The following is a 21,567-nucleotide window of genomic DNA, read 5'->3' on the forward strand; positions in this document are numbered from 1 at the left end:
ATCCTACGGAGGGAGGCTGATCAGCAGGTTAACGGCCGAGCGGTGCACGGAGGAGGTCCGTGCACCGCTCGGGGTCGGCCCGGGTGTCGGCTCAGGTCAGTGGCGCCGGCCCCTGCCCGTGCCGTTGTTGCCGGTGGTCGAGAAGACCTGGACGACGGAGGGGCGCGGCACCGCGACCCGGTCCCGCACCTGCACCGGGCCGGAGGCCGGCAGGTAGTCCGGGAAGTACGAGGTGTGCTTGCCCCACTCACCGTCCTCGCCCGGGTGCTGGACGTTGACGAAGACCGAGTTGTCGCGGTCGTGGATGACCGGGCCACAGGTCTCGGCATCCACCGGGACCGAGAGGAACTGCTCCACGCGGCCCCGGTTGCGGCCCTCGAGGGTCACCTTGTGCAGGGCATCGCCGAAGCCGATCTTGCCGGGGGCGCCGTCCGTCGAGATCCACAGGTTGCCCTCGGAGTCGAAGGCCAGGTTGTCCGGGCAGGAGATCGGGGAGACCTTGTCCGCCGGGTAGCCGGAGAAGTACACGGACTCGGACTTCGCCGGGTCGCCGGCCAGCAGCAGGATGTTCCAGCCGAAGCGCTCGGCGGTGTGGTCACCGCGCCGCTCGGTGATCTCGATGACGTGGCCGTCGCGGTTGCCGCCACCGGGCGTGGCGACCGGGTTGGCCTCGTCCACCGTGGCCACGGTGCGCTTGTCGTTGTTCGTCAGCGCCATGTAGACCTTGCCGGTGACCGGGTTGGTCTCCACGTCCTCCGGGCGGTCCATCTTGGTGGCCCCCACCTGGTCCGCGGCCAGGCGCGTGTGGACGAGCACCTCCTCCACCGTCATGCCGGGGACCAGGGACCGGTCGTTCTTGACCAGGGGGATCCACCGGCCGCGGCCGTCGAAGGCGCCGTCCGAGGGCACCTTACCGGAGCCGTCGATCTCGGCGGCCGGGGAGTCGCCGGTGAACTGCGCCACGTACAGGGTGCCCTCGGAGAGCAGGGTCATGTTGTGGCGCTTGTCCCCGCGGCGGTACCTCTTCCGGGAGACGAACTTGTAGAGGTAGTCGTTCTTCTGGTCGTCACCGGAGTAGACCACGGCGTGGCCGTCCCGGGACAGCACGGCGGTGCCGGCCTCGTGCTTGAACCGGCCCAGGGCGGTGTGCTTGACCGGGGTGGACTCCGGGTCCTCCGGGTCCATCTCGATGATCCAGCCGAAGCGGTTCACCTCGTTCGCGTACCCCTCGTTGTTCAGGTCGAACCGGTCGTACACGGTCTCCCACGTGCGCTGGGTCGGCGTGGTGCCCAGACCGTAGCGGGCCTCCTCGGCGGAACCGGTGCCGACGAAGTACTGGTCGAAGTTCTCCTCTCCGGAGAGCACGGTGCCCCACGGGGTCGTGCCGCCGGCGCAGTTGTTCAGCGTGCCCAGGACGCGTGCCCCAGTGGGATCCTCTACGGTCTTCAGCAGGTCGGTCCCGGCGGCCGGACCGTCCACGGAGAAGGGGGTGAAACCGGTGATCCGGCGGTTGCGGCGACCGCCCCGGACGTACTCCCAGGGCCGGCCCCTGCCCTCGCGCCGGAGCTCGACCACGGACATCCCGTGGGCCGCGATGCCCGCGTTGACGACGTCCTCGGGGTTCGAGGCGATGTACTCCGGGGAGAACATGATGTTCTCGTTGGTGTACTCGTGGTTGGACACCAGGTAGCCACGGCGGTCGTCGCGGCCGTCGGAGATGACGTCCAGGTAGTCGTTGTTGTAGCCGAACTGCCGGGACTGGGACTCACCGGTCTGGGCGGTGATGTCGAACTCCGGGGAGTCGGCGAACAACGGGTCACCCCAGCGGATGATGGCCTTCCAGTCGTAGCCCTCCGGCACGGTGACATCGTCCACGGTCTTGGGGACCCCGTTGAGGGCCCGGAACTCGAGCTTGCCGCCGCCCTTCGGGTGGGTGCCGCCGTGGGCCTCCGCGGTCGGGGCGGTGGAGACGGCCTGGGCGCCCACGACGACGGCGGCGGCCAGTCCGCCGCCCAGGCCCAGGGCGGCCCGGCGCGAGATCGCGGCATTGGCGATGTCCCGGAAGTGGGGGTTCTCCGAGGTGTTCGGCACCGGGTGGGCGCACGCGTTGCCGCACTTGAGCGCGCACGTGACGGCAGAACGGTTGCCCCGGGTGTGGCCGACCATGGGCAGGTGTCGCTTCAGCAAGGAGATCTCCTCAAGGTGGTGGATGAGCGTCTCCACCCTTCACCCCGAAGGATGCGTTCCGGACGCGAAACGGTGACGTCCCGGTGAACACTTCGTGAGCGGGACGTCGCTCAGGCCGGCCGGGCCGCCTCCAGCACCGCCCAGGCCGCGCGGAGCCGGTCCCGCCACCACCGCTGCCGGTCCTCGCCGGCGCGCAGCGCGCCCCGCGCCACCGGGACGGGGGCCGGACCGGGACGGAGCCGGCCGGCGTCGGGGACCCAGGGCGGGTCCGCGACGTCCTGGGCGAACAGCGCCACGGTGCCCAGCCCGCAAGCGTGGGGCAGTCGCGGCAGGCTGGCGGCGAGCGCCACCCCGGCGGCGATCCCCACCGAGGTGTCCAGCGCCGAGGACACGACCGCATCCAGACCGGCGGCCTCCACGATCCCGAGGGCGCGGCGCACCCCGCCCAGGGGCTGGACCTTGACCACGACGAGGTCCGCGGCCCCGGCCCGGGCGACGGCCACGGGGTCGGTCTCCTTGCGGACGGACTCGTCGGCGGCCAGCCGTACCTCGATCCCGGCGCGGTCCAGGGCCTCGCGCAGCCGGGCGAGCCCCTCGATGCCCGCCACCGGCTGCTCGGCGTACTCGAGCCCGTACCCGGCCAGCCGGCCCAGCGCCGCCAGGGCGGTCGCGTGGTCCCAACCCTGGTTGGCGTCGACGCGGAGGGCTGCCTCCGGCAGCAGGCGGCGCACCTCGGCCACCCGGGCCACGTCGTCGTCGACGTCCTGGCCCGCTTCGGCCACCTTCACCTTGACGGCCGGGACCGCGCCGAAGGACTCCAGGACGCGCCCGACGTCCCCGGGCCGGACCGCCGGGACGGTCGCGTTAACGGGGACGGTCTCCCGCACGGGGGCCGGCCAGCCGTGCCAGCCGGCCTCGATCGCCGCGGCGAGCCAGCGGGCGGACTCCCCCGCGTCGTACTCGGGGAACGGGGAGAACTCGGCCCAGCCGGCCGGCCCGTGCAGCAGCATCGCCTCGCGCACGGTGGTGCCGCGGAAGCGGGTGTGCAGGGGCTGGGCGACGACGACGGCGCCGTCCAGCAGTTCGTCGGCACCGGGCAGCGACAGCCCGGCCAGCAGGGGCGGGATCATGCCCCCAGCCTATTCAGCGTGCGTGGTGGTACCCGAACTTGCGGGCGGCGGCCACGGCGCGGGCGTGGTCACCGAGGACGGTCTCCAGTGCCTGGACCACGGCGGCGGTGGTCTCCGGACGCAGGGTCCAGTCCTCGGTGAACGGGTTGTCCCACCGGGCCCAGGCGCTGCCGGTGGCGGCCAGGGCCAGCGCCATCTGCTCGAGGGAGTCGAAGGTCGGCTCCGGGTCGTCCAGCCGGTCCTCCCAGCCGTCGTCCCCGGGCGCGGTGAGGACCTGGCCGGTGTTCGCGTCGAGGATGAACGGGTCCGCGCCCTGCTTGGCCACCACCGTCCACTCCTCGTTCCAGTCCACCAGCCGGGCCGCGGTGCTCCGGTTCCAGCGGTATCCGGCCTGCTCGTCCCAGAGCCGTTCGAGCGGGAAGAACAGGAAGGGCAGCCCGGCGGTGTCGATCTCGATCCACTCGGGTCCCACCTCGCGGTAGAACCGGGCCAGTTGCGGGGCCAGGGGTGTCTCCCCCGCCCACTCGATGGGTTCCTGGCGGCTGACGGAGCCGAAGAGGGCGAGTGCCTGGCGTGCCGCGGCGTGCTCGGGAGTGGTCCCCGCGATGTTGGACATGGGGCCGAGGATAGACCGCCCGTCCGTCGCCCGCGTGACCGTCCGGCGAAGAATCGTCGACGGACCGGTGACGGGATCCTCCCAGCCGGCTGGACCACAATGGAGCCCATGCCCTCTGCCGTTCCCGACACGTTGCCCGTCCGGTCCGCCCGTCGGCCGGCCCGTGACCCCTGGGCCTGGCTGCTGGCGCTGGCCGGCTGCATCGCGCTGCTCCTGGTGGTCTTCACCGCCTTCGTGGGCACCTCCACCGGCCAGCTGGCGGAGTACATGGCCCTGGAGTCCGCCACCCACCGGCTCGCCTCGCTGCACGGCTCGGTGACCGTGGTGCTGGTCCGGTTGCCGCAGATCGTCGGGGTGGTCGGGGTCGCCGTGTTCCTGGTGCTCACGGTCTGGCGCCGGCGCTGGTTCGCCTCGCTGGTGGCGGCGGCGGGGTTCGCGGGGGCCAACCTCACCACCCAGGTCCTCAAGAACGTGCTGTTCGTCCGGCCGGTGCTGGACAACGGGGTGCCGTACTACACGGGCAACTCGCTGCCCTCGGGGCACACCACCTTCGCCGCGGCCGCGGCCCTGGCCGTGTTCCTCATGGTGGCCCCGCGGTGGCGTCCGGCGACGGCCGCGATCGGTGCGCTGTTCGCCACCGCGGTGGGGGCGGGCACGTTCATCGAGGCCTGGCACCGGCCGGCGGACATGGCGGCGGCCTACCTGGTCGCCGCCGCCTGGGCGCTGGCGGCCGGCTGGGTCATCCTGCGCACGGGACCGGGGTGGAACACGGTGGGCCGGCCCAGCGCCCGTCATCCGCGGCCGGCGGGCCACCCCGGCTGGGACGTGGCCCTCTGGCTCGGCGGCCTGCTGGCCACGGCCGGGGCCTGGCTGGCCTTCCAGGCCGCCGGGGGTGTGGCCGCCCTGACCCCGGTTCCGGACTGGCACTCCGGCTGGCACTTCCTGGCCGGGCTGCTGCTCTCCGTGGGACCGGGGCTGCTGGTCTTCGGGTTCCTCTCGACCTTCTTCCGCTGGCAGGCCGGGCGCCGCTGAGTCAGGCCACCGGCCCGGGTCCGCGCGGCAGGGCCCGGGCGAACACCACCGCCCCGGCGCCGGCGATTGCCGCGATCACCCAGATCCCGGTGGCGAGCCCCGCCAGGGCCGTGACCGCGGAGAGGATCGCCGGACCCGCCAGGATGCCGGCGTCTGCCTGCAACCGCCACAGGGCCAGGAACTGGGGCCTGGCCTGCCGCGGGGAGTAGTCGGCGCCCAGGGTCATGACGATCCCGGAACCGAAGCCGTTGCCCAGCCCCACCACCAGCGCCACCGCGGTGAACCATCCCGGAGCGCCGGTGAGCGGGATCAGGGCCATGCCCAGGCCCAGCCCGCTCAGGCAGGACACCGCCACGATGCGCCGGCCGCGGCGGTCCATGAGCAGCCCCGAGGGGTAGAACATCAGCAGGTCCGCCAGCCCGGTGACCCCGTAGATGACGGACGCCGCCGCGGGTGAGAGCCCCAGGTGGGTGGCCCACAGGGGGATGACGGCGGAACGGCAGGCCCGGGTGGCGGACAGGCAGATCACGGCCACGCCCACGGTGGTCAGCACCCGGCGGTGCTCCCGGGCCAGCGAGCGCAGGGTGGGCCGGGCCTGCGGGACCGGTGGGGTCCCCGCGCCCACCGGGCCCGGCACGGGCAGCTCCCGGATGGCGAAGCTTCCCGCCGCGGCCAGGGCCATGGTCAGCGCACCGGCCGCGAACGCCCCGTGCAGGCCGAGGAGGGCCTGCAGCCCCGCGCCCAGGAACGGCCCGAGGAACAGGCCGATGCGGATGGTGCCGCCCAGGGTGGACATCGCCCGCGCCCGGTGGCTGACCGGGACGGCGACCGCCAGGTAGGACTGCCGGGCCAGGTTGAACCCCGCCCCGGCCATGCCCACGACGAACAGCCCGGCGAAGAACAGGGCGAGCCCGGCGGCGTCGGGCACGGACAGCCAGCCGGCGACGGCGGCCCAGGCCACCAGCGCGCCCACCGCACCGGTCCAGGCGGAGACGATGATGGTCCTGCGCTCCCCCGCCCGGGAGGCCAGGTGCGCGGCGGGCGCGTTGGCCAGCAGCGAGCCGATCCCGACGAGGGTGACGGAGGCGGCGGCCACGGCCACCGAGGCCCCGAACGCGGTCGCCGCGGGGGCCATGGCCGGGGTGATGGCGCCGACGCCCACGGAGTAGACGGCCGAGGGCGCGTAGACCTGGAACGCCGCGGCGAGCGGGTGGGGCCTGGTCATGACAACCGCCGGGCCAGGTGCCCCGACTGCTCCGCGCCGTACACCGCACCGTCCCCGCCGACGGCCCGCTCCATGGCGTGCAGCATGCGCCGGACGTGGTCCATGCCCACGACGGCGCCGTGCCCGGGGACGATGACCCGGTAGCGGTCCGCCAGCTCGAGGATCCGGGCCAGGGCGGTCGGCCAGTCCCGGGGCCAGGCATCCTCGAAGGCCGGGTCGGCGCCCTCCTCGACGAGGTCCCCGGCGAACAGGACCTCACCGGCCCCGACCAGCAGGTCACCGTCGGTATGGCCGCGGCCCACGTGGAACAGCGTGGCGCCGACCCCGCCGAGGTCGATCGTCCGCGGTTCGTCCCCCACGGTGTGCGTGGGCGGCAGGATCCGCGCGTGGGGCCCCTCACCGGCGGCGAAGGCCGGTTCGAGGGCACGCACCTCGCCCCGCTGGTCCTCGCCGTGCTCGCGCAGCGCGGCCGCGGCGCGCTCGTGGCCCCAGACCTGTTCCACGCCGGCGGTCCCGGGGTCCGCCAGGTAGGCGTTGCCGAACACGTGGTCGAAGTGGGCGTGGGTGTTGACCGCCACCAGGGGCAGGGCGGTCAGCTCGCGTACGCGGTCCAGCAGCCAGGCGGCCTGGACCGGCCCGGCACCGGTGTCCACGAGCAGGGCCCGGTCCGTCCCGACGACGAGGCCCACGTTGGCCTGCCAGCCCGGCAGGGCCAGGGCGTGGGCGTGCGCGGAGAGCTGGACCCACCCCGTGCCTGGCATCGGGCCAGACTACCGCCCGGCCGGTCCTCCCTCTCGCGCGGCCGAACCCCGGGAAGTAGGCGGCGCGGTGCCCGCCGCCGCTAACATGGCCCCCATGCCCAGGCCCGATACCGCAGCACCGACATCCGATCCCAGGACCCTGAACACCGTGGACGCGGCCCATCCGCGCAACGGGTTCGACCGGTTCTTCATGATCTCCCGGCGCGGTTCCTCCGTCGCCCAGGAGATCCGCGGCGGGCTGGCGACCTTCCTGGCGATGAGCTACATCATCGTGCTCAACCCGCTCGTGCTCTCCGGGGCGGACGCGAACGGGGACACCCTGGGCATCGGCCGGGTGGCCGCCGTGACGGCGCTCGTGGCCGGCATCGCGACGATCGTCATGGGCGTCTGGGCCCGGCATCCCTTCGCCCTGGCCGCCGGGCTCGGCGTCAACGCGCTCGTGGCCATCACCGTCGCCACGACCCAGGGACTGACCTGGCCGGCCGTGATGGGACTCGTGGTGATCGCCGGACTGGTCATGGCCGTGCTGGTGGCCACCGGCTTCCGGCAGGCGGTGTTCAACGCCGTGCCGGACGCCCTGAAGACGGGGATCGTGGTGGGCATCGGCCTGTTCATCGCCATGATCGGCTTCGTCAACGCCGGGTTCGTCCGCCGCGTGCCGGACGCCGCCGGCACCACCGTCCCGGTCGGGCTGGGCACCGGTGGTGACCTGGAGGGCTGGCCGGTGCTCGTGTTCATCGTCGGGCTGCTGGTCACCTCCGTGCTCGTGATCCGCAAGACCAGCGGGGCCATCCTCATCGGGATCGTGGTGGCCACCGTGCTGGCGAACATCCTCGAGGCGGTGTTCCACATCGGCCCCTCGGTGGACGCCGAGGGCAACGTCAACCCGACCGGCTGGTCCCTGGTGGCCCCGTCCTTCCCGGACTGGAGCGCCCCGGACGTGTCCCTCGTGGGACAGGCGGACCTGTTCGCGGCCTTCAGCCAGGTCGGCCCCCTGATGGCACTGCTGCTGGTGTTCGTCATCCTGCTGTCCGTGTTCTTCGACGCCATGGGCACGTCCGTGGGCCTGGCCCGCGAGGCCGGCAACGTCACCCGGGACGGTCAGATCCCGCACCTGAACCGGGTCCTCATGGTGGACGCCCTGGCCGTCTCCGCCGGCGGCGGCGCCTCCGGCTCGGCCAACCAGATCTTCGTGGAGTCCGGCACCGGCATCGGCGAGGGTGCGCGCACCGGCCTGGCCTCCGTGGTGACCGGCGTGCTGTTCCTGCTGGCCATGTTCCTGACCCCGCTGATCCACCTGGTGCCCTTCGAGGCGGTCGCCCCGGCCCTCGTGGTGGTGGGCTTCATGATGGCCACGCAGGTGCTGCACATCGACTGGACGGACCTGGGTGCCGCCTTCCCGGCGTTCCTGACCTTCATCCTCATGCCGTTCACCTATTCGATCGCCAACGGCATCGGCGCCGGCATGATCGCCTACGCGGTGATCCGCACCGCCCAGGGCCGGGCCCGCGAGGTGCACCCCCTGCTCTGGGTGGTGGCCGCCGCCTTCGTCCTCTACTTCGGCATGGGCGTTTTCCGGGGCCTGCTGGGGCTGTGATCCACGCCCCCGGCGTGGGGTTGAATGGTGGCCATGAGTTCTTCGGACACCACGACGTCGGCCCCCACCTCGCACCCGCCGGTCGCCGAGCGGCGCCCCGTGCCGCGCGAGCACCACGGCCAGGCCTTCACGGACGACTACGACTGGCTGCGGGACAAGGAGTCCCCCGAGGTCATCGCGCACCTGGAGGCGGAGAACGCCTACACGGCCGCGGTCACCGAGGACCAGGAGCCGCTGCGCACGGCCATCTTCGGCGAGATCAAGGCCCACACGGTGGAGACGGACCTGTCCGTCCCGGCCCGCAAGGACGACTGGTGGTACTTCTCCCGCACCGAGGAGGGCAAGCAGTACGGCGTGCAGTGCCGCGTGCGGGCACGGGACACCGGTGACGCCGTCGCGGACTGGACCCCGCCGGTCATCGAGCCGGGCGTCGCGGTCGAGGGCGAAGAGGTCATCCTGGACGGCAACGCCGAGGCCGAGGGCAAGCCCTTCTTCTCCCTCGGCGGCCTGGCCGTGTCCCGGGACGGGAACCTGATGGCCTACGCCGTGGACCATGCCGGCGACGAGCGCTTCACCCTGCGCGTCCGGGACCTGCGCACCGGCGAGGACCTGGCCGACGAGATCCCCAACGTGTCCTACGGGGTGGTCTTCGACCGCACCGGCACGCGAGTGTTCTACACCGTCCCGGACGAGTCCTGGCGTCCCTACCGCATCCTCGCCCACACCCTCGGCACGCCGAACGAGCAGGACCAGCTGCTGTTCCAGGAGGACGACCCGGGGATGTGGTCCGGCTTCGGGCTCTCCGCCGACCGCACCGAGCTGGTCGTGTCCATCGGCAATTCCGAGCTCGCCGAGACCCGGGCCCTGGACCTGCCCGAGGGCGCCGGGGAGCCGCTGGGCGGGCTGCGCGTGCTCGTGGACCGCTCCCTCGGCCTGCTACACGGCGTGGACCCGGTGACCCTGGACGGCCGGCGGCACTACGTGATCGTCCATGACAAGGACCTGGCCACGGGGGCCGACGCCCCGAACAACATGGTCTCCCTGGCCGCCCGCGAGACGGTGACGGACCCGCGGTCCTGGCGCACCGTCGTGGAGCACTCGGCCACCACCAAGGTGGACGGCGCCGCCGTCACCGCCACGCACCTGGCCCTGAGCGTGCGCCGCCAGACGACCCCGCGCACCCTCGTGATGCCGCTGGCCGGGCTGGGCACGGACCAGCAGGGCCGGCCCGTGGAGCCGGACTTCGGCGAGGAGCTGTACTCGTGCGAACTGGCCGGGGCCCCCTACGAGTCGCCCTACCTGCGGTTGTCCTACACCTCCTGGGTGACCCCCTCCCAGGTGCTGGACTGGGAGATGGGCGCCGGCGAGGCCGGCGCCCTGCACCTGCGCCGCCAGGTCGAGGTGCCCGGCTACGACCCCGAGCAGTACCTCGTGGAGCGCTGGTGGGCACCGGCCGAGTCCACGGACCGGCGGGTGACGATCCCGCTGACGGTCATCCGGCGCAAGGACACCGAGTGGGACGGTTCCAACCCCTGCGTCGTCTACGGCTACGGCAGCTACGAGGTCTCGATGGACCCGGGGCTGTCCGTGGCGCGGTTGTCCCTGCTGGACCGCGGCGTGGTCTACGTGGTGGCGCACGTGCGCGGTGGGGGCGAGCTGGGCCGTGCCTGGTACGACCACGGCAAGAAGCTGCACAAGAAGAACACCTTCACCGACTTCGTGGACGCCACCCGGTTCGTGGCGCAGTCCGGCTGGGTGGACCCGGACCGGATCGCCTGCATGGGCGGCTCGGCGGGCGGGCTGCTGATGGGCGCGGTGCTGAACCTGGCCCCCGAGCTGTACCGGGCGTGCGTGGCGCAGGTGCCGTTCGTGGACGCGCTGACCTCCATCCTGGACCCGGACCTGCCGTTGTCCGCCCTGGAGTGGGAGGAGTGGGGCAACCCGATCACCGACCCGGAGGTGTACCGGTACATGGCCGAGTACACCCCGTACGAGAACGTGCGGGCGGTGGACTATCCCGCCGTCGCGGCCGTGACCTCGCTGAACGACACCCGGGTGCTGTACGTGGAGCCGGCCAAGTGGGTCCAGCTGCTGCGCCGCACGGTCACCTCGGACCAGTCCACGCCGCTGGCCGCGGGGGGCTCGCCGATCGTGCTGAAGACGGAGATGGACGGCGGCCACGGGGGCGCCTCGGGTCGCTACCGGGCCTGGGAGGACCGGGCCTGGGACTACGCCTTCCTGCTCACCGCCCTCGGCGCGAGCCAGCGGGTGTGAGCCGTCGCGCGGTCAGCGTCACCCCGGCGCTGGCCGCGACGACCAGCACGATCGCCAGGGTGCGCAGCAGCCCGGACTCCTGGCCCAGCAGCAGCCACCCGAACAGGGCCGCGAAGGCCGGTTCCAGGCTCAGCAGGATGCTGAACACCGCCGGTGGCAACCGGCGCAGCGCGTTGAGCTCCAGCGAGTAGGGCACCACCGAGGACAGCAGCGCGACCAGGAGCCCCAGCCCCAGCAGCGCCGGGTCCGCGAACGCGCCGGCGGCCCCCGGCACGCCCAGTGGCGCCACGACGGCGGTGGCCACCACCAGTGCCACGGCCAGTCCCCCGCTGCCCGGCACGAGCGCCCCCACCCGCTTGCTGGTGAGGATGTAGGCCATCCAGAACGCCCCGGCGACCAGGGCGAAGAGCACGCCGACCGGGTCCAGCGCCTCGTCCCCGGAGGCGCTGTCCACCGCGAGCAGGGCCATGCCCGCCAGGGCCACGGCCACCCAGAGCCCGTCCACCCAGCGCCGGGCGAGGAGGGCGGCCAGCACCAGCGGTCCCAGGAACTCGATGGACACCGCGACCCCCAGCGGGATCCGGTCGATCGCGGCGTAGAAGACCCCGTTCATCGCACCCATGGAGATCCCGAACAGGACCACCGCCGTCCACTGCGCGCGCGTCCAGCTGCGGATCCGCGGCCGCACCAGACCCAGCAGCACCACCGCGGCAAGGCCCAGCCGCAGCGTGGTGACGCCCCAGGGGCCCAGGACCGGGAACAGCTGCACCGCCACGGCCGCGCCGAACTGCAGCGAGACGCAGGCCCCGATGACCAGCACGACCCCGGTGGCCAGGGCGCGGGGCTGGACGCCGACCGCCCGCGGCGTGGGGACGATGATCGGCAGCGGGTTGGTCGAGGGAGTCACGTGCCCATTGTCCCCGGCCTCCCGGTGGCCCGCCGGAGTTCACCTGCAGGCCACCGGCGTTTCACGGCGCGCGGCTTCACTGTGGGCATGGAGAACCACCCGGCGCCGAACCGCCGCACCCTGCTCAAGGGTGCCGCCGCGGCCGCCCTCGCCAGCACCCTGCCCACCACGCTCACCACCGGACCGGCGGCCGCGTCCCCGGCGGTGTCCGCACGCCGCGCCGCGGCCCGCCTGACCCTGCCCTCCGGGATCCAGACCGGTGACGTCACGTCCCACTCCGCCGTCCTGTGGTCCCGCGCCTCGGGCGAGGGCCGCCTCCAGGCGGTCCTGCACGCCCTCGACGCCGACGGCGACCGCGTGCGGTCCCGGGGCCGGCGTCGTGGTCATGGAGCGGGCCGGGACGGTGAACCGATCCGCCTGCGCGGCCCGTGGGCCACCGCGGACACCGACTTCACCGCGCGCATCCAGGCCCGCGGCCTGCCGTCCGGCACCGCGTTCGACCTGGAGCTGTCCTTCGAGGACGAGCACGGACGCCGCAGCGAGCTCGGCACCGGCCGGTTCAGCACCGCCCCGGGGCGCCGGTCGGACGGGGCGCAGAGCTTCGTCTGGACGGCCGACACCGCCGGCCAGGGTTACGGCATCAACCCCGACGTCGGGGGCATGTTCGGCTACGAGACGATGCGCTCGTTCGACCCCGACTTCTTCCTGCACGCCGGTGACACCGTCTACGCGGACGGTCCGATCGCCGAGACCATGACGGAGCCCGACGGGACCCTCTGGCGCAACGTCGTCACCGACGAGGTGGCCAAGGTGGCCGAGACCCTGCGGGAGTTCCGCGGCCGCCACAGCTACAACCTGATGGACGCCAACGTGCGGGCCATGTACGCGCAGGTGCCGGTCATCGCCACGTGGGACGACCACGAGACCACCAACAACTGGTGGGCCGGCGAGGTGCTGACCGATGAGCGCTACACCGTCCGGGACGTCGACACCCTCGCCGCGCGCGGTCGACGCGCCTGGCAGGAGTACCAGCCGATCGCCGACCACCGGGCGATGTCCCGCGGCAGCGGCCTCGAGCCGGCCCGCATCTACCGCAGGATCGAGCGCGGCCCCCAGCTGGACGTGTTCGTCCTGGACATGCGCACGCACAAGGGCGAGAACACCGACGGCATGGAACCGCACGCGACCGCCCTCCTCGGCGAGGAGCAGCTCGAGTGGCTGCTGCGCGGGCTCAGGACCTCGAAGGCCACCTGGAAGGTCATCCTGGCGGACCTGCCGCTGGGCATCATCGTCCCGGACGGGAAGGGCCAGGAGTCCATCTCCAACGCCGACCACGGCCAGCCGCTGGGCCGCGAACTCGAACTGGCCCGGCTGCTGTCCGGCATCAAGCGGCAGGGCAGCCGCAACGTCGTGTTCCTGACCGGGGACGTGCACTACTGCGCCGCCCACCACTACTCACCCGAACGGGCCCGATTCACGGACTTCCATCCGTTCTGGGAGTTCGTGGCCGGTCCCATCAACGCCGGGTCCTTCGGACCCAACGAGATGGACCACACCTTCGGTCCCCACGTGGACTTCCAGAAGGCCGGTCCGGCGATGGGATCACCCCGCGACGGCGCGGGGCAGTTCTTCGGGCGCGTACAGGTGGCCCCGGGGGGCGAGGAGTTCACCGTGGAACTGATCGACGCGAACGGCCAGGTGCAGTACACCCGGACGCTGACCCCGGAGCGCTGAGCGCCGACGCCCCGGATCAGGCGGGCCGGCCGGCGGTGCGGCCCAGCTTCCGCAGGACCGCCTGCAGTTCGTCCTCGCCCAGGCCGTGCCGCCGGAGCAGCGCCGCCACCGACCCCTCGTCCGGCAGGGAGTCCGCGAACTCCTCCAGGGCCCGCAGCCGGCCGGTGAGGAACTCCTCCAGTTCCGCACCGGCCATATGCCGCTCGTGGGGGTGGGGCACGGGGCTGATGCGGTGCCAGTCGTTGATGCCCCGGGCGCCGGCGTCGTACTGCGGCAGGACCAGGTCACGCCGACCGGCCAGCATCAGCAGCAGGGTGACCACGAGCCCGGTCCGGTCCCGGCCGGCCGAGCAGTGCAGCACCACCGCCCCCGGTGCCGCCGCGATCGCGCTGAACACCCGGGCCAACCGGTCCGGGAAGTAGCGCAGGGTGGACGGGTAGTACCGCGGGTGGTTCGGGTACGGTGCGCCGGCGGCGAGCGCCGGCGCCATGTACTCCGCCACGTCCTGGTCCTCCACCGGGCAGTGCACGACGTCAATCCCGGCCCGGGCGGCATCGCCCACCGCGGGGTCGGTGGGCCGGCGGGTGCGTTCGGGCTCGTTGCGCAGGTCGATCACCGTGGTGACGCCGTCCTGGCGCAGGTGCCGCCAGCCGTTCTCGGTCAGCCATTCCTGGCGCCCCATCCGGTAGATGAGCCCCAGCACGTGGTGCGCGTTGACCGCTCCGTCCCAGTTCATGACACCACTGTGCACCGTCCGGCCCGATTTGTCCGACTCCCCCGGCCCCCGTTAGGGTCAACCGTCTACCTCCCAGGTGGGTGGCCGATGCACGATCCCGGCCGCCGTCCTCCCCGGCCCCGACCCGGCGCCCCCGGCCGCCCCGTGCGCCGGGCCTACCGCCTGGTCGGCCCTGGAACACCCCTGACGGGGTGAATCGCACAGGAAGCGGCACTCGTGTCCAGCTCTGCACCACAGTCCTCCGTCCGCAATCGCTTCTCCAGGCCGAGCCGTCCACCCCGGAAGAAGACCCCCGCGGCGGCCATCCGCAAGGCCACCGCGGCCTCCGCGCTCGGCAACGCCACCGAGTGGTACGACTACGGCGTCTACGCGGTGGCCACGGCCTACATCACCCAGCACTTCTTCCCCGGTGAGGGCGGCATGCTGCTGACGCTGGCCACCTTCGCGATCTCCTTCCTGGTGCGGCCGCTGGGCGGACTGGTCTGGGGACCCCTCGGGGACCGGATCGGGCGCAAGGGCATCCTGGCGCTGACCATCCTGCTGATGTCCGGTGCCACGTTCCTGATCGGCGTGCTGCCGACCTTCGACCAGGTCGGCTGGCTGGCCCCGGTGCTGCTGATCGTGCTGCGCATGGTCCAGGGCTTCTCCACCGGCGGCGAGTACGGGGGCGCGGCCACCTACATGTCCGAGTACGCCCCGGACCGCCGCCGAGGCTTCCTGGGCTCCTTCCTGGAGTTCGGCACCCTGGGCGGCTTCGCCCTGGGCACGGCCGTCATGCTGCTCCTGGAACTGCTGCTGTCCCCCGAGCAGATGAGCTCCTGGGGCTGGCGCCTGCCGTTCCTGCTGGCCGCCCCGATGGGCCTGATCGGGTTCTACCTGCGCTCCAAGCTGGACGACACCCCGGTGTACGAGGAGATGAACGACGACGCACCGGCCGCCGCCGAGTCGGTCGACACCCCGTCGCTGCCGCAGCTGTTCCGCACCCACTGGAAGCCGATGCTGGTGATGACCGGGCTGGTCATCTCGGTGAACGTGGTCAACTACACGCTGCTGTCCTACATGCCCACCTACCTGGAGCAGCAGATCGGCCTGCCCGCCTCGGCCGGGCTCGCCATCATCCTCATCGGCGAGGTCGCCATGATGGCGCTGATGCCGTGGTCCGGCGGCCTCTCGGACAGGTTCGGCCGCAAGCCGTCCTGGTACTTCTCCCTGGGCGGGATCATCCTGCTGGCCATCCCCATGTTCATGCTCATGGGCATGGACTTCGGGCTGGCGCTCGTCGGCTTCGCCGTGCTGGGCCTGCTGTACATCCCGCAGCTGTCCACGATCACCGCCACCTTCCCGGCGATGTTCCCCACCCAGGCGCGGTTCTCCGGCTTCGCGATCACCTACAACATCGCCACCTCGATCTTCGGGGGCACCGCCGCGCTGGTGAACGAGTGGGCCATCGGGGTGACGGGGGACGTCAAGTTCCCGGCCTACTACATGATGGCCGCCTGCGCGGTGGGACTGGTCAGCGTGTGGTTCATGCGGGAGACCGCGGGGGCCTCCCTGCGCGGTTCGGAGATCCCCGGCGCCGTCGGCTCGGCCGTGGTCCCCGGCTCCCCTGCCGAGACCGCGCTGGAGCAGGGCCGGCAGCCCGAGCAGCGGACCATGGCGGAACACGAGATGCTCGCCGCGGCCGCAGAGGCCCGGGAGGCGGCCGCCAGCGGCAGGGGCGGCGTGGCCCTCCACCACGACGACCACCACGAGCACGACGACGACGTGCCGGCGGGCGCCCCGGCCCGCTGACACCGCGCCCTGTGCCCCTGACCCGGCGGATCCCCAGGATCCGCCGGGTCAGTGCTCTCGGTGGGGCTGGCTAGACTCTGCCGGGTGAGCAACGCAGAACACACAGACCTCCCGGCCCGCGTCTCCGACGTCTTCGACCCCACCCGCTGGCGTGTGGTGGAGGGATTCGACCTCGAGGACATCACCTACCACCGGCAGGTCGAGCGCGACGCCTCCGGCGCCGTCGTGAGGGACCTGGGCACCGTGCGGATCGCCTTCGACCGCCCGGAGGTCCGCAACGCCTTCCGCCCCGGCACCGTGGACGAGCTCTACCGCACCCTGGACCACGCCCGGATGGCCCCGGACGTCGGTTGCATCCTGCTCACCGGCAACGGCCCCTCCCCCAAGGACGGCGGGCACTCCTTCTGCTCCGGCGGGGACCAGCGCATCCGCGGGCGGGACGGCTACCGCTACGCCGAGGGCACCTCCGCCGAGACGATCGACCCCGCGCGCGCCGGCCGGCTGCACATCCTCGAGGTCCAGCGGCTGATCCGCACCACGCCCAAGCCGGTCATCGCCGTCGTGAACGGCTGGGCCGCCGGCGGCGGGCACTCGCTCCACGTGGTCGCGGACCTGACGATCGCCTCGCGCCAGCACGGCAGGTTCAAGCAGACCGACGCCACCGTCGGCTCCTTCGACGCCGGCTACGGCTCGGCGCTGCTGGCCCGGCAGATCGGCCAGAAGAACGCCCGCGCCATCTTCTTCCTGGCCCGCGAGTACTCGGCCGAGGACATGGTGCAGATGGGCGCCGTCAACGAGGCCGTGGACCACGAGCGCCTCGAGGAGGTGGCCCTGGAGTACGCCGCGGACATCAACCGCCAGTCTCCGCAGGCCATCCGGATGCTGAAGTTCGCCTTCAACCTCGCCGACGACGGGCTCTCCGGCCAGCAGGTCTTCGCCGGCGAGGCGACCCGCCTGGCCTACATGACGGACGAGGCCGTGGAGGGACGGGACGCGTTCCTGCAGAAGCGCGATCCCGACTGGTCCGGCTTCCCGTACTACTTCTGATGCCGCTGACCGACTCCGGGCTCGAGGACGCCCGGCGCGCGCTGGCCGCCGCGCTGGACGGGTCCGGGCCGCCGGTGGAGTTCACCGCGGACGGGCGGGTGCTCCCCCGCCCCGAGGCCACGGATCCCTCGCGCGGGGGCTCGGCCGGCGTCGTCGCGGTGGTGCGGACCTCCGGGTCCACCGGCGCGCCCAAGCAGACCCTGCTCACCCGCGAGGCCCTGGCCGCCTCCGCCGCCGCCACCGCCGCGCGCATCGGCGGCGAGGGGCAGTGGCTGCTGGCCGTGGGGCTGCAGTTCGTGGCCGGCCTGGCCGTGCTCTCCCGGTCCCTGCGGGCCGGGACCACGCCCGTGCCCACCGCCCCCGGCCCGTTCACCGCCCGGGGTTTCGCCGAGGCCGTGGACCGGCTGGAGCGCGGCACCGGCTTCCGCGCGGTCTCCCTGGTCCCCACCCAGCTCGCCCGCCTGCTCTCCCCCGATGACGGTCCCGACCGGCTGGCGCTCGATGCGCTCCGCACCTTCGATGTCGTGCTGGTCGGCGGGGCCCGGGTGCCCGATACCGTGCGCGCCGCGGCCGCGGACGCACGCATCGCCCTGCACCTGACCTACGGGATGAGCGAGACCTGCGGCGGCTGCGTCTACGACGGCGTCCCGCTCGAGGACGTCACCGCCGAGGTCGTCCACGGCGCCGACGGTGACACCCCCCGCTTGCGGCTGTCCGGGCCCGTGGTCGCCGCCGGCTACCTCGACGACCCCGGCCGCACGGCCGAGCACTTCGGGACGGGCACCGACGGCGACCCGGCGCGTCGCTGGTACCTCACCGAGGACACCGGCACTGTCCAGGGCGCACCCGGCCACCAGCACCTCACCGTCACCGGCCGCGTGGACGACGTCATCATCACCGGCGGGGTGAAGGTCTCCGCCGCCCGGGTCCAGGGGGTGCTGGAGTCCCTGCCCGGCGTCCGCGCCGCCTTCGTGGGCGGGATCCCCGACGACGAGTGGGGCCAGCGCCTCTGCGCCGCCGTCGCGACGGATGCGTCCTGGGACGAGTCCGCCGCCCGCAGCACGGTGCGGCAGGCCCTGGGCCCGGCCGCGGCACCGAAGGACTGGCTGGTGCTGGACGCACTGCCCCTGCTGCCCAACGGCAAGACCGACCGGCAGTCACTCCTGGAGCGCTTCCGGACGTCGTGATGCCCCGGGGTGCCGCCCTGGCCTGTGGCATCCACCGCCTGCGGCGCATCCAATGCGGCCGCGAGGTGGGAGAATAGGCCGCTGGACTCACCGCCCCGATGGAAGGACCCGCCCTATGGCCACCGCCGCCCAGTGGATCGACGGCGCGCGACTGCGCACCCTGCCGATGGCGATCGCCCCGGTCATGATCGGCTCCGCCGCGGCGGCCGAGCTCGGGGGGTTCCACCTCGGCCGGGCGGTGCTGGCCCTCATCGTGGCCCTGGCCCTGCAGGTCGGCGTGAACTACGCCAACGACTACTCGGACGGCATCCGCGGCACCGACGACGTCCGCGTGGGCCCGCTGCGCCTGACCGGCTCGGGGGCCGCACCGGCCGCCACGGTCAAGGCCGCCGCCTTCGCCTGCTTCGGGGTGGCCTGCCTCGCCGGCCTGGCGCTCGTGGCGTGGGCGGGCACCTGGTGGATGATCGCCGTCGGGGTGCTGGCCGTGGTCGCCGCCTGGTACTACACGGGCGGCAAGAAGCCCTACGGATACCTGGGTTTGGGCGAGGTGTTCGTGTTCATCTTCTTCGGGCTGGTGGCCGTGCTGGGCACCACCTACACGCAGGCGCTCGAGCTCTCCGGTCCGGCCTGGGCCGGCGCCGTGGGGTGCGGACTGCTCTCCACCGCCCTGCTGATGGCCAACAACGTCCGGGACATCCCCACGGACCGCGAGACGGGCAAGATGACGCTGGCGGTTCGCCTCGGCGACACCGCGGCGCGCTGGTCCTACGTGGTGATGGTGGCGGTGGCCGTGCTCCTGCCGCTGCTGTTCACCGGCGAGCACCCGTGGCTGTGGCTGGTCCTGCTGGCCGGCGCGGTGGCCGTGCGTCCCTCGCTGACCATGCTGCACGCCACCGAGCGGCGGGACCTGATCCCGGTGCTGAAGCTCACCGGCATCCTGGGCCTGGTCTACGCCGTGCTGTTCAGCGTGGGACTGCTGCTGTGATCAGCGCTGGTCGTCCCTCGGCTGCTCCGGGTCGAAGTACCGGCCCTCGGTGTAGGCGTCCTCGACGTCCATGTCCGCCTGCTCGGTCCTGCCCCGGTCCGCCCGGCCGCGGCTGCGGCCCGTCCACGCGTTCGCCACGTCCTGTGACGCGCCGGTGCGCAGGTCGTTGAAGAACAGGTAACCGGCGGCCAGGGCGATGACGGCCGCGGCGATGGTGGAGAACACCCAGCCGAGGTTGAGCAGCATGCAGGCACCCCAGACCACGAAGAAGATGGCCAGGCGGATCAGGGCATACTTGAGCAGACGCACCCCGGTAGTCTACCGGGGTCCGTAGAATGGATGCATGCCCCGCTTCCTGATCCCCCTCGGCATCGTCGCAGTCGGCGTCATCATCTATGCGCTCATCGAGTGCCTGATGACCCCGAAGCACCAGGTGCGGGCTTTTCCGAAGACCGCCTGGGTGCTGATCATCATCCTCGTCCCGCTGATCGGCGCGTTGCTGTGGCTGTTCCTCGGCCGGGCCCGGTCCCGTCGCAACGGCGGCGCCCCGGGCGGCCGTCCCGCCGCGCCGCGCCGGCCCTCCTCCCCCGACGACGACGCGGCCTTCCTGCGCCAGCTCGATGTCCAGCGTCAGCAGCAGGCCCGCAAGGCCGAACTGGACCGCCGCGAGGCGGAGCTCAGGGCCCGGGAACAGCAGACGGACGGGCGCTCGGAACAACCCGAGGACGGCGGTCCCGCCTCGTCCTGAGTTGGGGGGGGTCCTCCCCATCGCGGCCCCGTGCGGACCCCTGTCAGAGCGCCGGCGGATCGCCCATGGGCACGGACGAGCGAGAGGGCCTGGACTCCACGAACATCGTCTGCGTGGCCCCCGCCGGCAACGGCCACGAGGTCTCCGGCCACACCGGGGTCCCCGTATCATGTCATCGAATACCCCCTGGGGTCGGAGAGCCCGGCGTACCCGTTCACAGGACTTGACCGGGTGTCCGTGGACGAGGGGGAAGGCCAGATGACACGGGGAGCCCGCGGACCGATGGCGGCGCTCGCCGCGCTGGCCGCCGTGACACTGGGCGGATGCATGAACCCGCAGGGCCGAGCAGGACCCGAACGGCCACCGCCTCTACGGGGCCACCCAGGACGAGGTCGCGCTCCAGGTCACGTTCCGCGAGACCGGGACGCGGACGGCGCTGTCCTGTCCATCGTGATGAGCTCCCCGGACCCGCTGTACCCCAACGACGACCGGTCGAAGTTCACCAACGGAACGCCCAGGCCCCTGCCGTCGCCGTCGGAGTGATGCCTACTCCGGGATGCCGGCGTAGGAGTGCAGGCCGGGGAAGTAGGTGTTGACGATGGTGAAGTTGAACACCAGGGCGGCGAAGCCGATGATCGAGAGCCACGCGGCGCGTTCCCCGGTCCAGCCGCGGGTGGCCCGGGCGTGCAGGTAGCCGGCGTAGATCACCCAGATCACGAAGGTCCAGACCTCCTTGGTGTCCCAGCCCCAGTACCGGCCCCAGGCCTGTTCGGCCCAGATGGCCCCGGCGATCAGGGTGAAGGTCCACATCACGAAGCCCACCGCGTTGATCCGGTAGGACCAGTTCTCCAGGCTCAGCGCCGAGGGCACCAACTGCAGGAACGCCGGCCGCGCCGGGCCCCCGGTGCGGATCCGGGCCTCGCGGCGGTGCTGGAGCAGCTGCAGCACGCTCATCGAGAAGGTCAGGGTGAACAGCGCCGAGGCCAGCACGGCGATCGAGACGTGGATGACGATCCACGGGGACTGCAGGGCCGGCTGCAGGTGCGCCAGCGGGGTGGGGAACCCGATCGTGGCCGCGCACATCATGATCACCACCAGGCCCGCGACGAAGGTGCCCAGGAAGCGGATGTCCTTGCGGATCAGGAACAGCAGGTACACCGCGGCCACCAGCAGCGCCCCGGTGGTGCAGAACTCGTACATGTTGCCCCACGGCACCCGGTGCGCGGCCATCCCCCGGGCGATCACCGCGAAGGCGTGCAGCGCGACGCCGATGACCATCAGCGCCACCGCGACGTTGGCCACCGGGCGCCGGGTGGTGCCCAGGTAGTCCATGTCCTCGTCCACCAGCTCCGGCCCGGCCCCCGACCCCGAGGCGCCCGCCGCCGTCGGGCCCGGGCCGGCGGGTGCGGTCCCGGCGCCGGCGCCCACCAGCTGGGCCTGCGGCTCGAGGGCGGTGTCCGCGGCCAGCTCGGCCTCCAGGGCGCGGATGGTCTTGGAGGAGTTCGCCATGTCCAGGGCGAACAGCACGAAGGCGGCGGCGTAGACGAGCGCGGCGATCAGCATGAACAGATCGCTGTAGCTGGCCAGCTGCAGGTTGATGGGCTGCATGG

Annotated in this window: 18 protein-coding genes; 9 read left to right on the forward strand and 9 right to left on the reverse strand. The window is 72.7% G+C overall.

Features of this window, described 5'->3' with window-relative positions; translation table 11 throughout:
* Positions 1 to 96: 96 nt before the first annotated feature.
* From GGQ69_RS10205 to GGQ69_RS10215, 3 genes are all read right to left on the reverse strand, one after another.
* Positions 97 to 2,187, reverse strand: coding sequence for a PhoX family phosphatase (locus GGQ69_RS10205; protein WP_183527701.1), 2,091 nt, complete (start codon positions 2,185 to 2,187; stop codon positions 97 to 99).
* A gap of 110 nt (positions 2,188 to 2,297) precedes the next feature.
* Entirely contained in the window at positions 2,298 to 3,317 is a 1,020-nt protein-coding gene (locus GGQ69_RS10210) for an o-succinylbenzoate synthase (RefSeq protein WP_183527703.1), read from the reverse strand.
* 13 nt (positions 3,318 to 3,330) lie between these two features.
* Positions 3,331 to 3,933, reverse strand: a complete 603-nt coding sequence (locus tag GGQ69_RS10215; RefSeq protein WP_183527704.1) for a hypothetical protein — start codon at positions 3,931 to 3,933, stop codon at positions 3,331 to 3,333.
* 108 nt (positions 3,934 to 4,041) lie between these two features.
* On the opposite strand from GGQ69_RS10215, the gene GGQ69_RS10220 reads away from it, so the two are divergent.
* Positions 4,042 to 4,965, forward strand: a complete 924-nt coding sequence (locus GGQ69_RS10220; protein WP_183527706.1) for a phosphatase PAP2 family protein — start codon at positions 4,042 to 4,044, stop codon at positions 4,963 to 4,965.
* A 1-nt stretch (position 4,966) separates the two neighbouring features.
* Here GGQ69_RS10220 and GGQ69_RS10225 read toward each other — a convergent pair whose 3' ends face one another.
* Positions 4,967 to 6,190: an MFS transporter gene (locus GGQ69_RS10225; protein ID WP_183527708.1), complete on the reverse strand. Its 1,224-nt coding sequence runs from the start codon at positions 6,188 to 6,190 to the stop codon at positions 4,967 to 4,969.
* Positions 6,187 to 6,951 carry an MBL fold metallo-hydrolase gene (locus tag GGQ69_RS10230; protein ID WP_183527710.1) on the reverse strand — a complete coding sequence of 255 codons (765 nt, stop codon included), beginning with the start codon at positions 6,949 to 6,951 and terminating at the stop codon, positions 6,187 to 6,189. Before GGQ69_RS10230 ends, GGQ69_RS10225 begins: the two co-directional genes overlap by 4 nt.
* Positions 6,952 to 7,141: 190 nt before the next feature.
* Here GGQ69_RS10230 and GGQ69_RS10235 point away from each other — a divergent pair, with 190 nt between their 5' ends.
* Both GGQ69_RS10235 and GGQ69_RS10240 read left to right on the forward strand, forming a co-directional pair.
* Positions 7,142 to 8,548 carry an NCS2 family permease gene (locus GGQ69_RS10235; protein ID WP_183528555.1) on the forward strand — a complete coding sequence of 469 codons (1,407 nt, stop codon included), beginning with the start codon at positions 7,142 to 7,144 and terminating at the stop codon, positions 8,546 to 8,548.
* 33 nt (positions 8,549 to 8,581) lie between these two features.
* The gene (locus GGQ69_RS10240; protein WP_183527712.1) at positions 8,582 to 10,822 is read left to right on the forward strand and encodes a S9 family peptidase; all 2,241 of its coding nucleotides are present in this window, start codon (positions 8,582 to 8,584) and stop codon (positions 10,820 to 10,822) included.
* On the opposite strand, the gene GGQ69_RS10245 is transcribed toward GGQ69_RS10240, so the two are convergent.
* Positions 10,791 to 11,729 carry a DMT family transporter gene (locus GGQ69_RS10245; RefSeq protein WP_370577151.1) on the reverse strand — a complete coding sequence of 313 codons (939 nt, stop codon included), beginning with the start codon at positions 11,727 to 11,729 and terminating at the stop codon, positions 10,791 to 10,793. The two genes, GGQ69_RS10240 and GGQ69_RS10245, sit on opposite strands and share 32 nt — an antisense overlap.
* 87 nt (positions 11,730 to 11,816) lie before the next feature.
* Between GGQ69_RS10245 and GGQ69_RS10250 the strand changes: the two genes are divergently transcribed.
* On the forward strand, positions 11,817 to 13,463 hold the full coding sequence (locus GGQ69_RS10250; RefSeq protein WP_183527714.1) for an alkaline phosphatase: 1,647 nt from the start codon (positions 11,817 to 11,819) through the stop codon (positions 13,461 to 13,463).
* A 16-nt stretch (positions 13,464 to 13,479) separates the two neighbouring features.
* On the opposite strand, the gene GGQ69_RS10255 is transcribed toward GGQ69_RS10250, so the two are convergent.
* A complete protein-coding gene (locus GGQ69_RS10255) occupies positions 13,480 to 14,199 on the reverse strand; it encodes a tyrosine-protein phosphatase (RefSeq protein ID WP_183527716.1) in 720 nt (239 codons plus the stop codon).
* A gap of 216 nt (positions 14,200 to 14,415) precedes the next feature.
* On the opposite strand from GGQ69_RS10255, the gene GGQ69_RS10260 reads away from it, so the two are divergent.
* The 4 genes from GGQ69_RS10260 (at position 14,416) to GGQ69_RS10275 (ending at position 19,209) form a co-directional block, all read left to right on the forward strand.
* Entirely contained in the window at positions 14,416 to 15,990 is a 1,575-nt protein-coding gene (locus tag GGQ69_RS10260) for an MFS transporter (RefSeq protein ID WP_183527718.1), read from the forward strand.
* An 84-nt stretch (positions 15,991 to 16,074) separates the two neighbouring features.
* On the forward strand, positions 16,075 to 17,037 hold the full coding sequence (locus GGQ69_RS10265) for a 1,4-dihydroxy-2-naphthoyl-CoA synthase (protein WP_370577152.1): 963 nt from the start codon (positions 16,075 to 16,077) through the stop codon (positions 17,035 to 17,037).
* Positions 17,037 to 18,224 carry an AMP-binding protein gene (locus tag GGQ69_RS10270; protein WP_183527722.1) on the forward strand — a complete coding sequence of 396 codons (1,188 nt, stop codon included), beginning with the start codon at positions 17,037 to 17,039 and terminating at the stop codon, positions 18,222 to 18,224. The genes GGQ69_RS10265 and GGQ69_RS10270 overlap by 1 nt, the downstream gene beginning before the upstream one ends.
* 115 nt (positions 18,225 to 18,339) lie before the next feature.
* Entirely contained in the window at positions 18,340 to 19,209 is an 870-nt protein-coding gene (locus GGQ69_RS10275; protein WP_183527724.1) for a 1,4-dihydroxy-2-naphthoate polyprenyltransferase, read from the forward strand.
* Here GGQ69_RS10275 and GGQ69_RS10280 read toward each other — a convergent pair whose 3' ends face one another.
* On the reverse strand, positions 19,210 to 19,518 hold the full coding sequence (locus GGQ69_RS10280; RefSeq protein WP_010143136.1) for a DUF4229 domain-containing protein: 309 nt from the start codon (positions 19,516 to 19,518) through the stop codon (positions 19,210 to 19,212).
* A 34-nt stretch (positions 19,519 to 19,552) separates the two neighbouring features.
* Between GGQ69_RS10280 and GGQ69_RS10285 the strand changes: the two genes are divergently transcribed.
* Positions 19,553 to 19,957 (forward strand): PLD nuclease N-terminal domain-containing protein, encoded by a 405-nt coding sequence (locus tag GGQ69_RS10285; protein WP_183527726.1) that lies wholly within the window; start codon positions 19,553 to 19,555, stop codon positions 19,955 to 19,957.
* 546 nt (positions 19,958 to 20,503) lie between these two features.
* On the opposite strand, the gene ccsB is transcribed toward GGQ69_RS10285, so the two are convergent.
* Positions 20,504 to 21,565, reverse strand: a complete 1,062-nt coding sequence (gene ccsB / locus GGQ69_RS10290) for a c-type cytochrome biogenesis protein CcsB (RefSeq protein ID WP_183527728.1) — start codon at positions 21,563 to 21,565, stop codon at positions 20,504 to 20,506.
* Positions 21,566 to 21,567 lie beyond the last annotated feature (2 nt).

The organism is Micrococcus sp. TA1 (assembly GCF_014199555.1).
GTDB lineage: Bacteria > Actinomycetota > Actinomycetes > Actinomycetales > Micrococcaceae > Citricoccus.

Coding starts and splice junctions, on each gene's coding strand:
- GGQ69_RS10255 (WP_183527716.1), bottom strand. CDS start 14,199: ATGAACTGGGACGGAGCGGTCAACGCGCACCACGTGCTGGGGCTCATC.
- GGQ69_RS10270 (WP_183527722.1), top strand. CDS start 17,037: ATGCCGCTGACCGACTCCGGGCTCGAGGACGCCCGGCGCGCGCTGGCC.
- GGQ69_RS10285 (WP_183527726.1), top strand. CDS start 19,553: ATGCCCCGCTTCCTGATCCCCCTCGGCATCGTCGCAGTCGGCGTCATC.
- GGQ69_RS10215 (WP_183527704.1), bottom strand. CDS start 3,933: ATGTCCAACATCGCGGGGACCACTCCCGAGCACGCCGCGGCACGCCAG.
- GGQ69_RS10225 (WP_183527708.1), bottom strand. CDS start 6,190: ATGACCAGGCCCCACCCGCTCGCCGCGGCGTTCCAGGTCTACGCGCCC.
- GGQ69_RS10275 (WP_183527724.1), top strand. CDS start 18,340: ATGGCCACCGCCGCCCAGTGGATCGACGGCGCGCGACTGCGCACCCTG.
- GGQ69_RS10250 (WP_183527714.1), top strand. CDS start 11,817: ATGGAGAACCACCCGGCGCCGAACCGCCGCACCCTGCTCAAGGGTGCC.
- GGQ69_RS10235 (WP_183528555.1), top strand. CDS start 7,142: ATGATCTCCCGGCGCGGTTCCTCCGTCGCCCAGGAGATCCGCGGCGGG.
- GGQ69_RS10220 (WP_183527706.1), top strand. CDS start 4,042: ATGCCCTCTGCCGTTCCCGACACGTTGCCCGTCCGGTCCGCCCGTCGG.
- ccsB (WP_183527728.1), bottom strand. CDS start 21,565: ATGCAGCCCATCAACCTGCAGCTGGCCAGCTACAGCGATCTGTTCATG.
- GGQ69_RS10240 (WP_183527712.1), top strand. CDS start 8,582: ATGAGTTCTTCGGACACCACGACGTCGGCCCCCACCTCGCACCCGCCG.
- GGQ69_RS10230 (WP_183527710.1), bottom strand. CDS start 6,951: ATGCCAGGCACGGGGTGGGTCCAGCTCTCCGCGCACGCCCACGCCCTG.
- GGQ69_RS10210 (WP_183527703.1), bottom strand. CDS start 3,317: ATGATCCCGCCCCTGCTGGCCGGGCTGTCGCTGCCCGGTGCCGACGAA.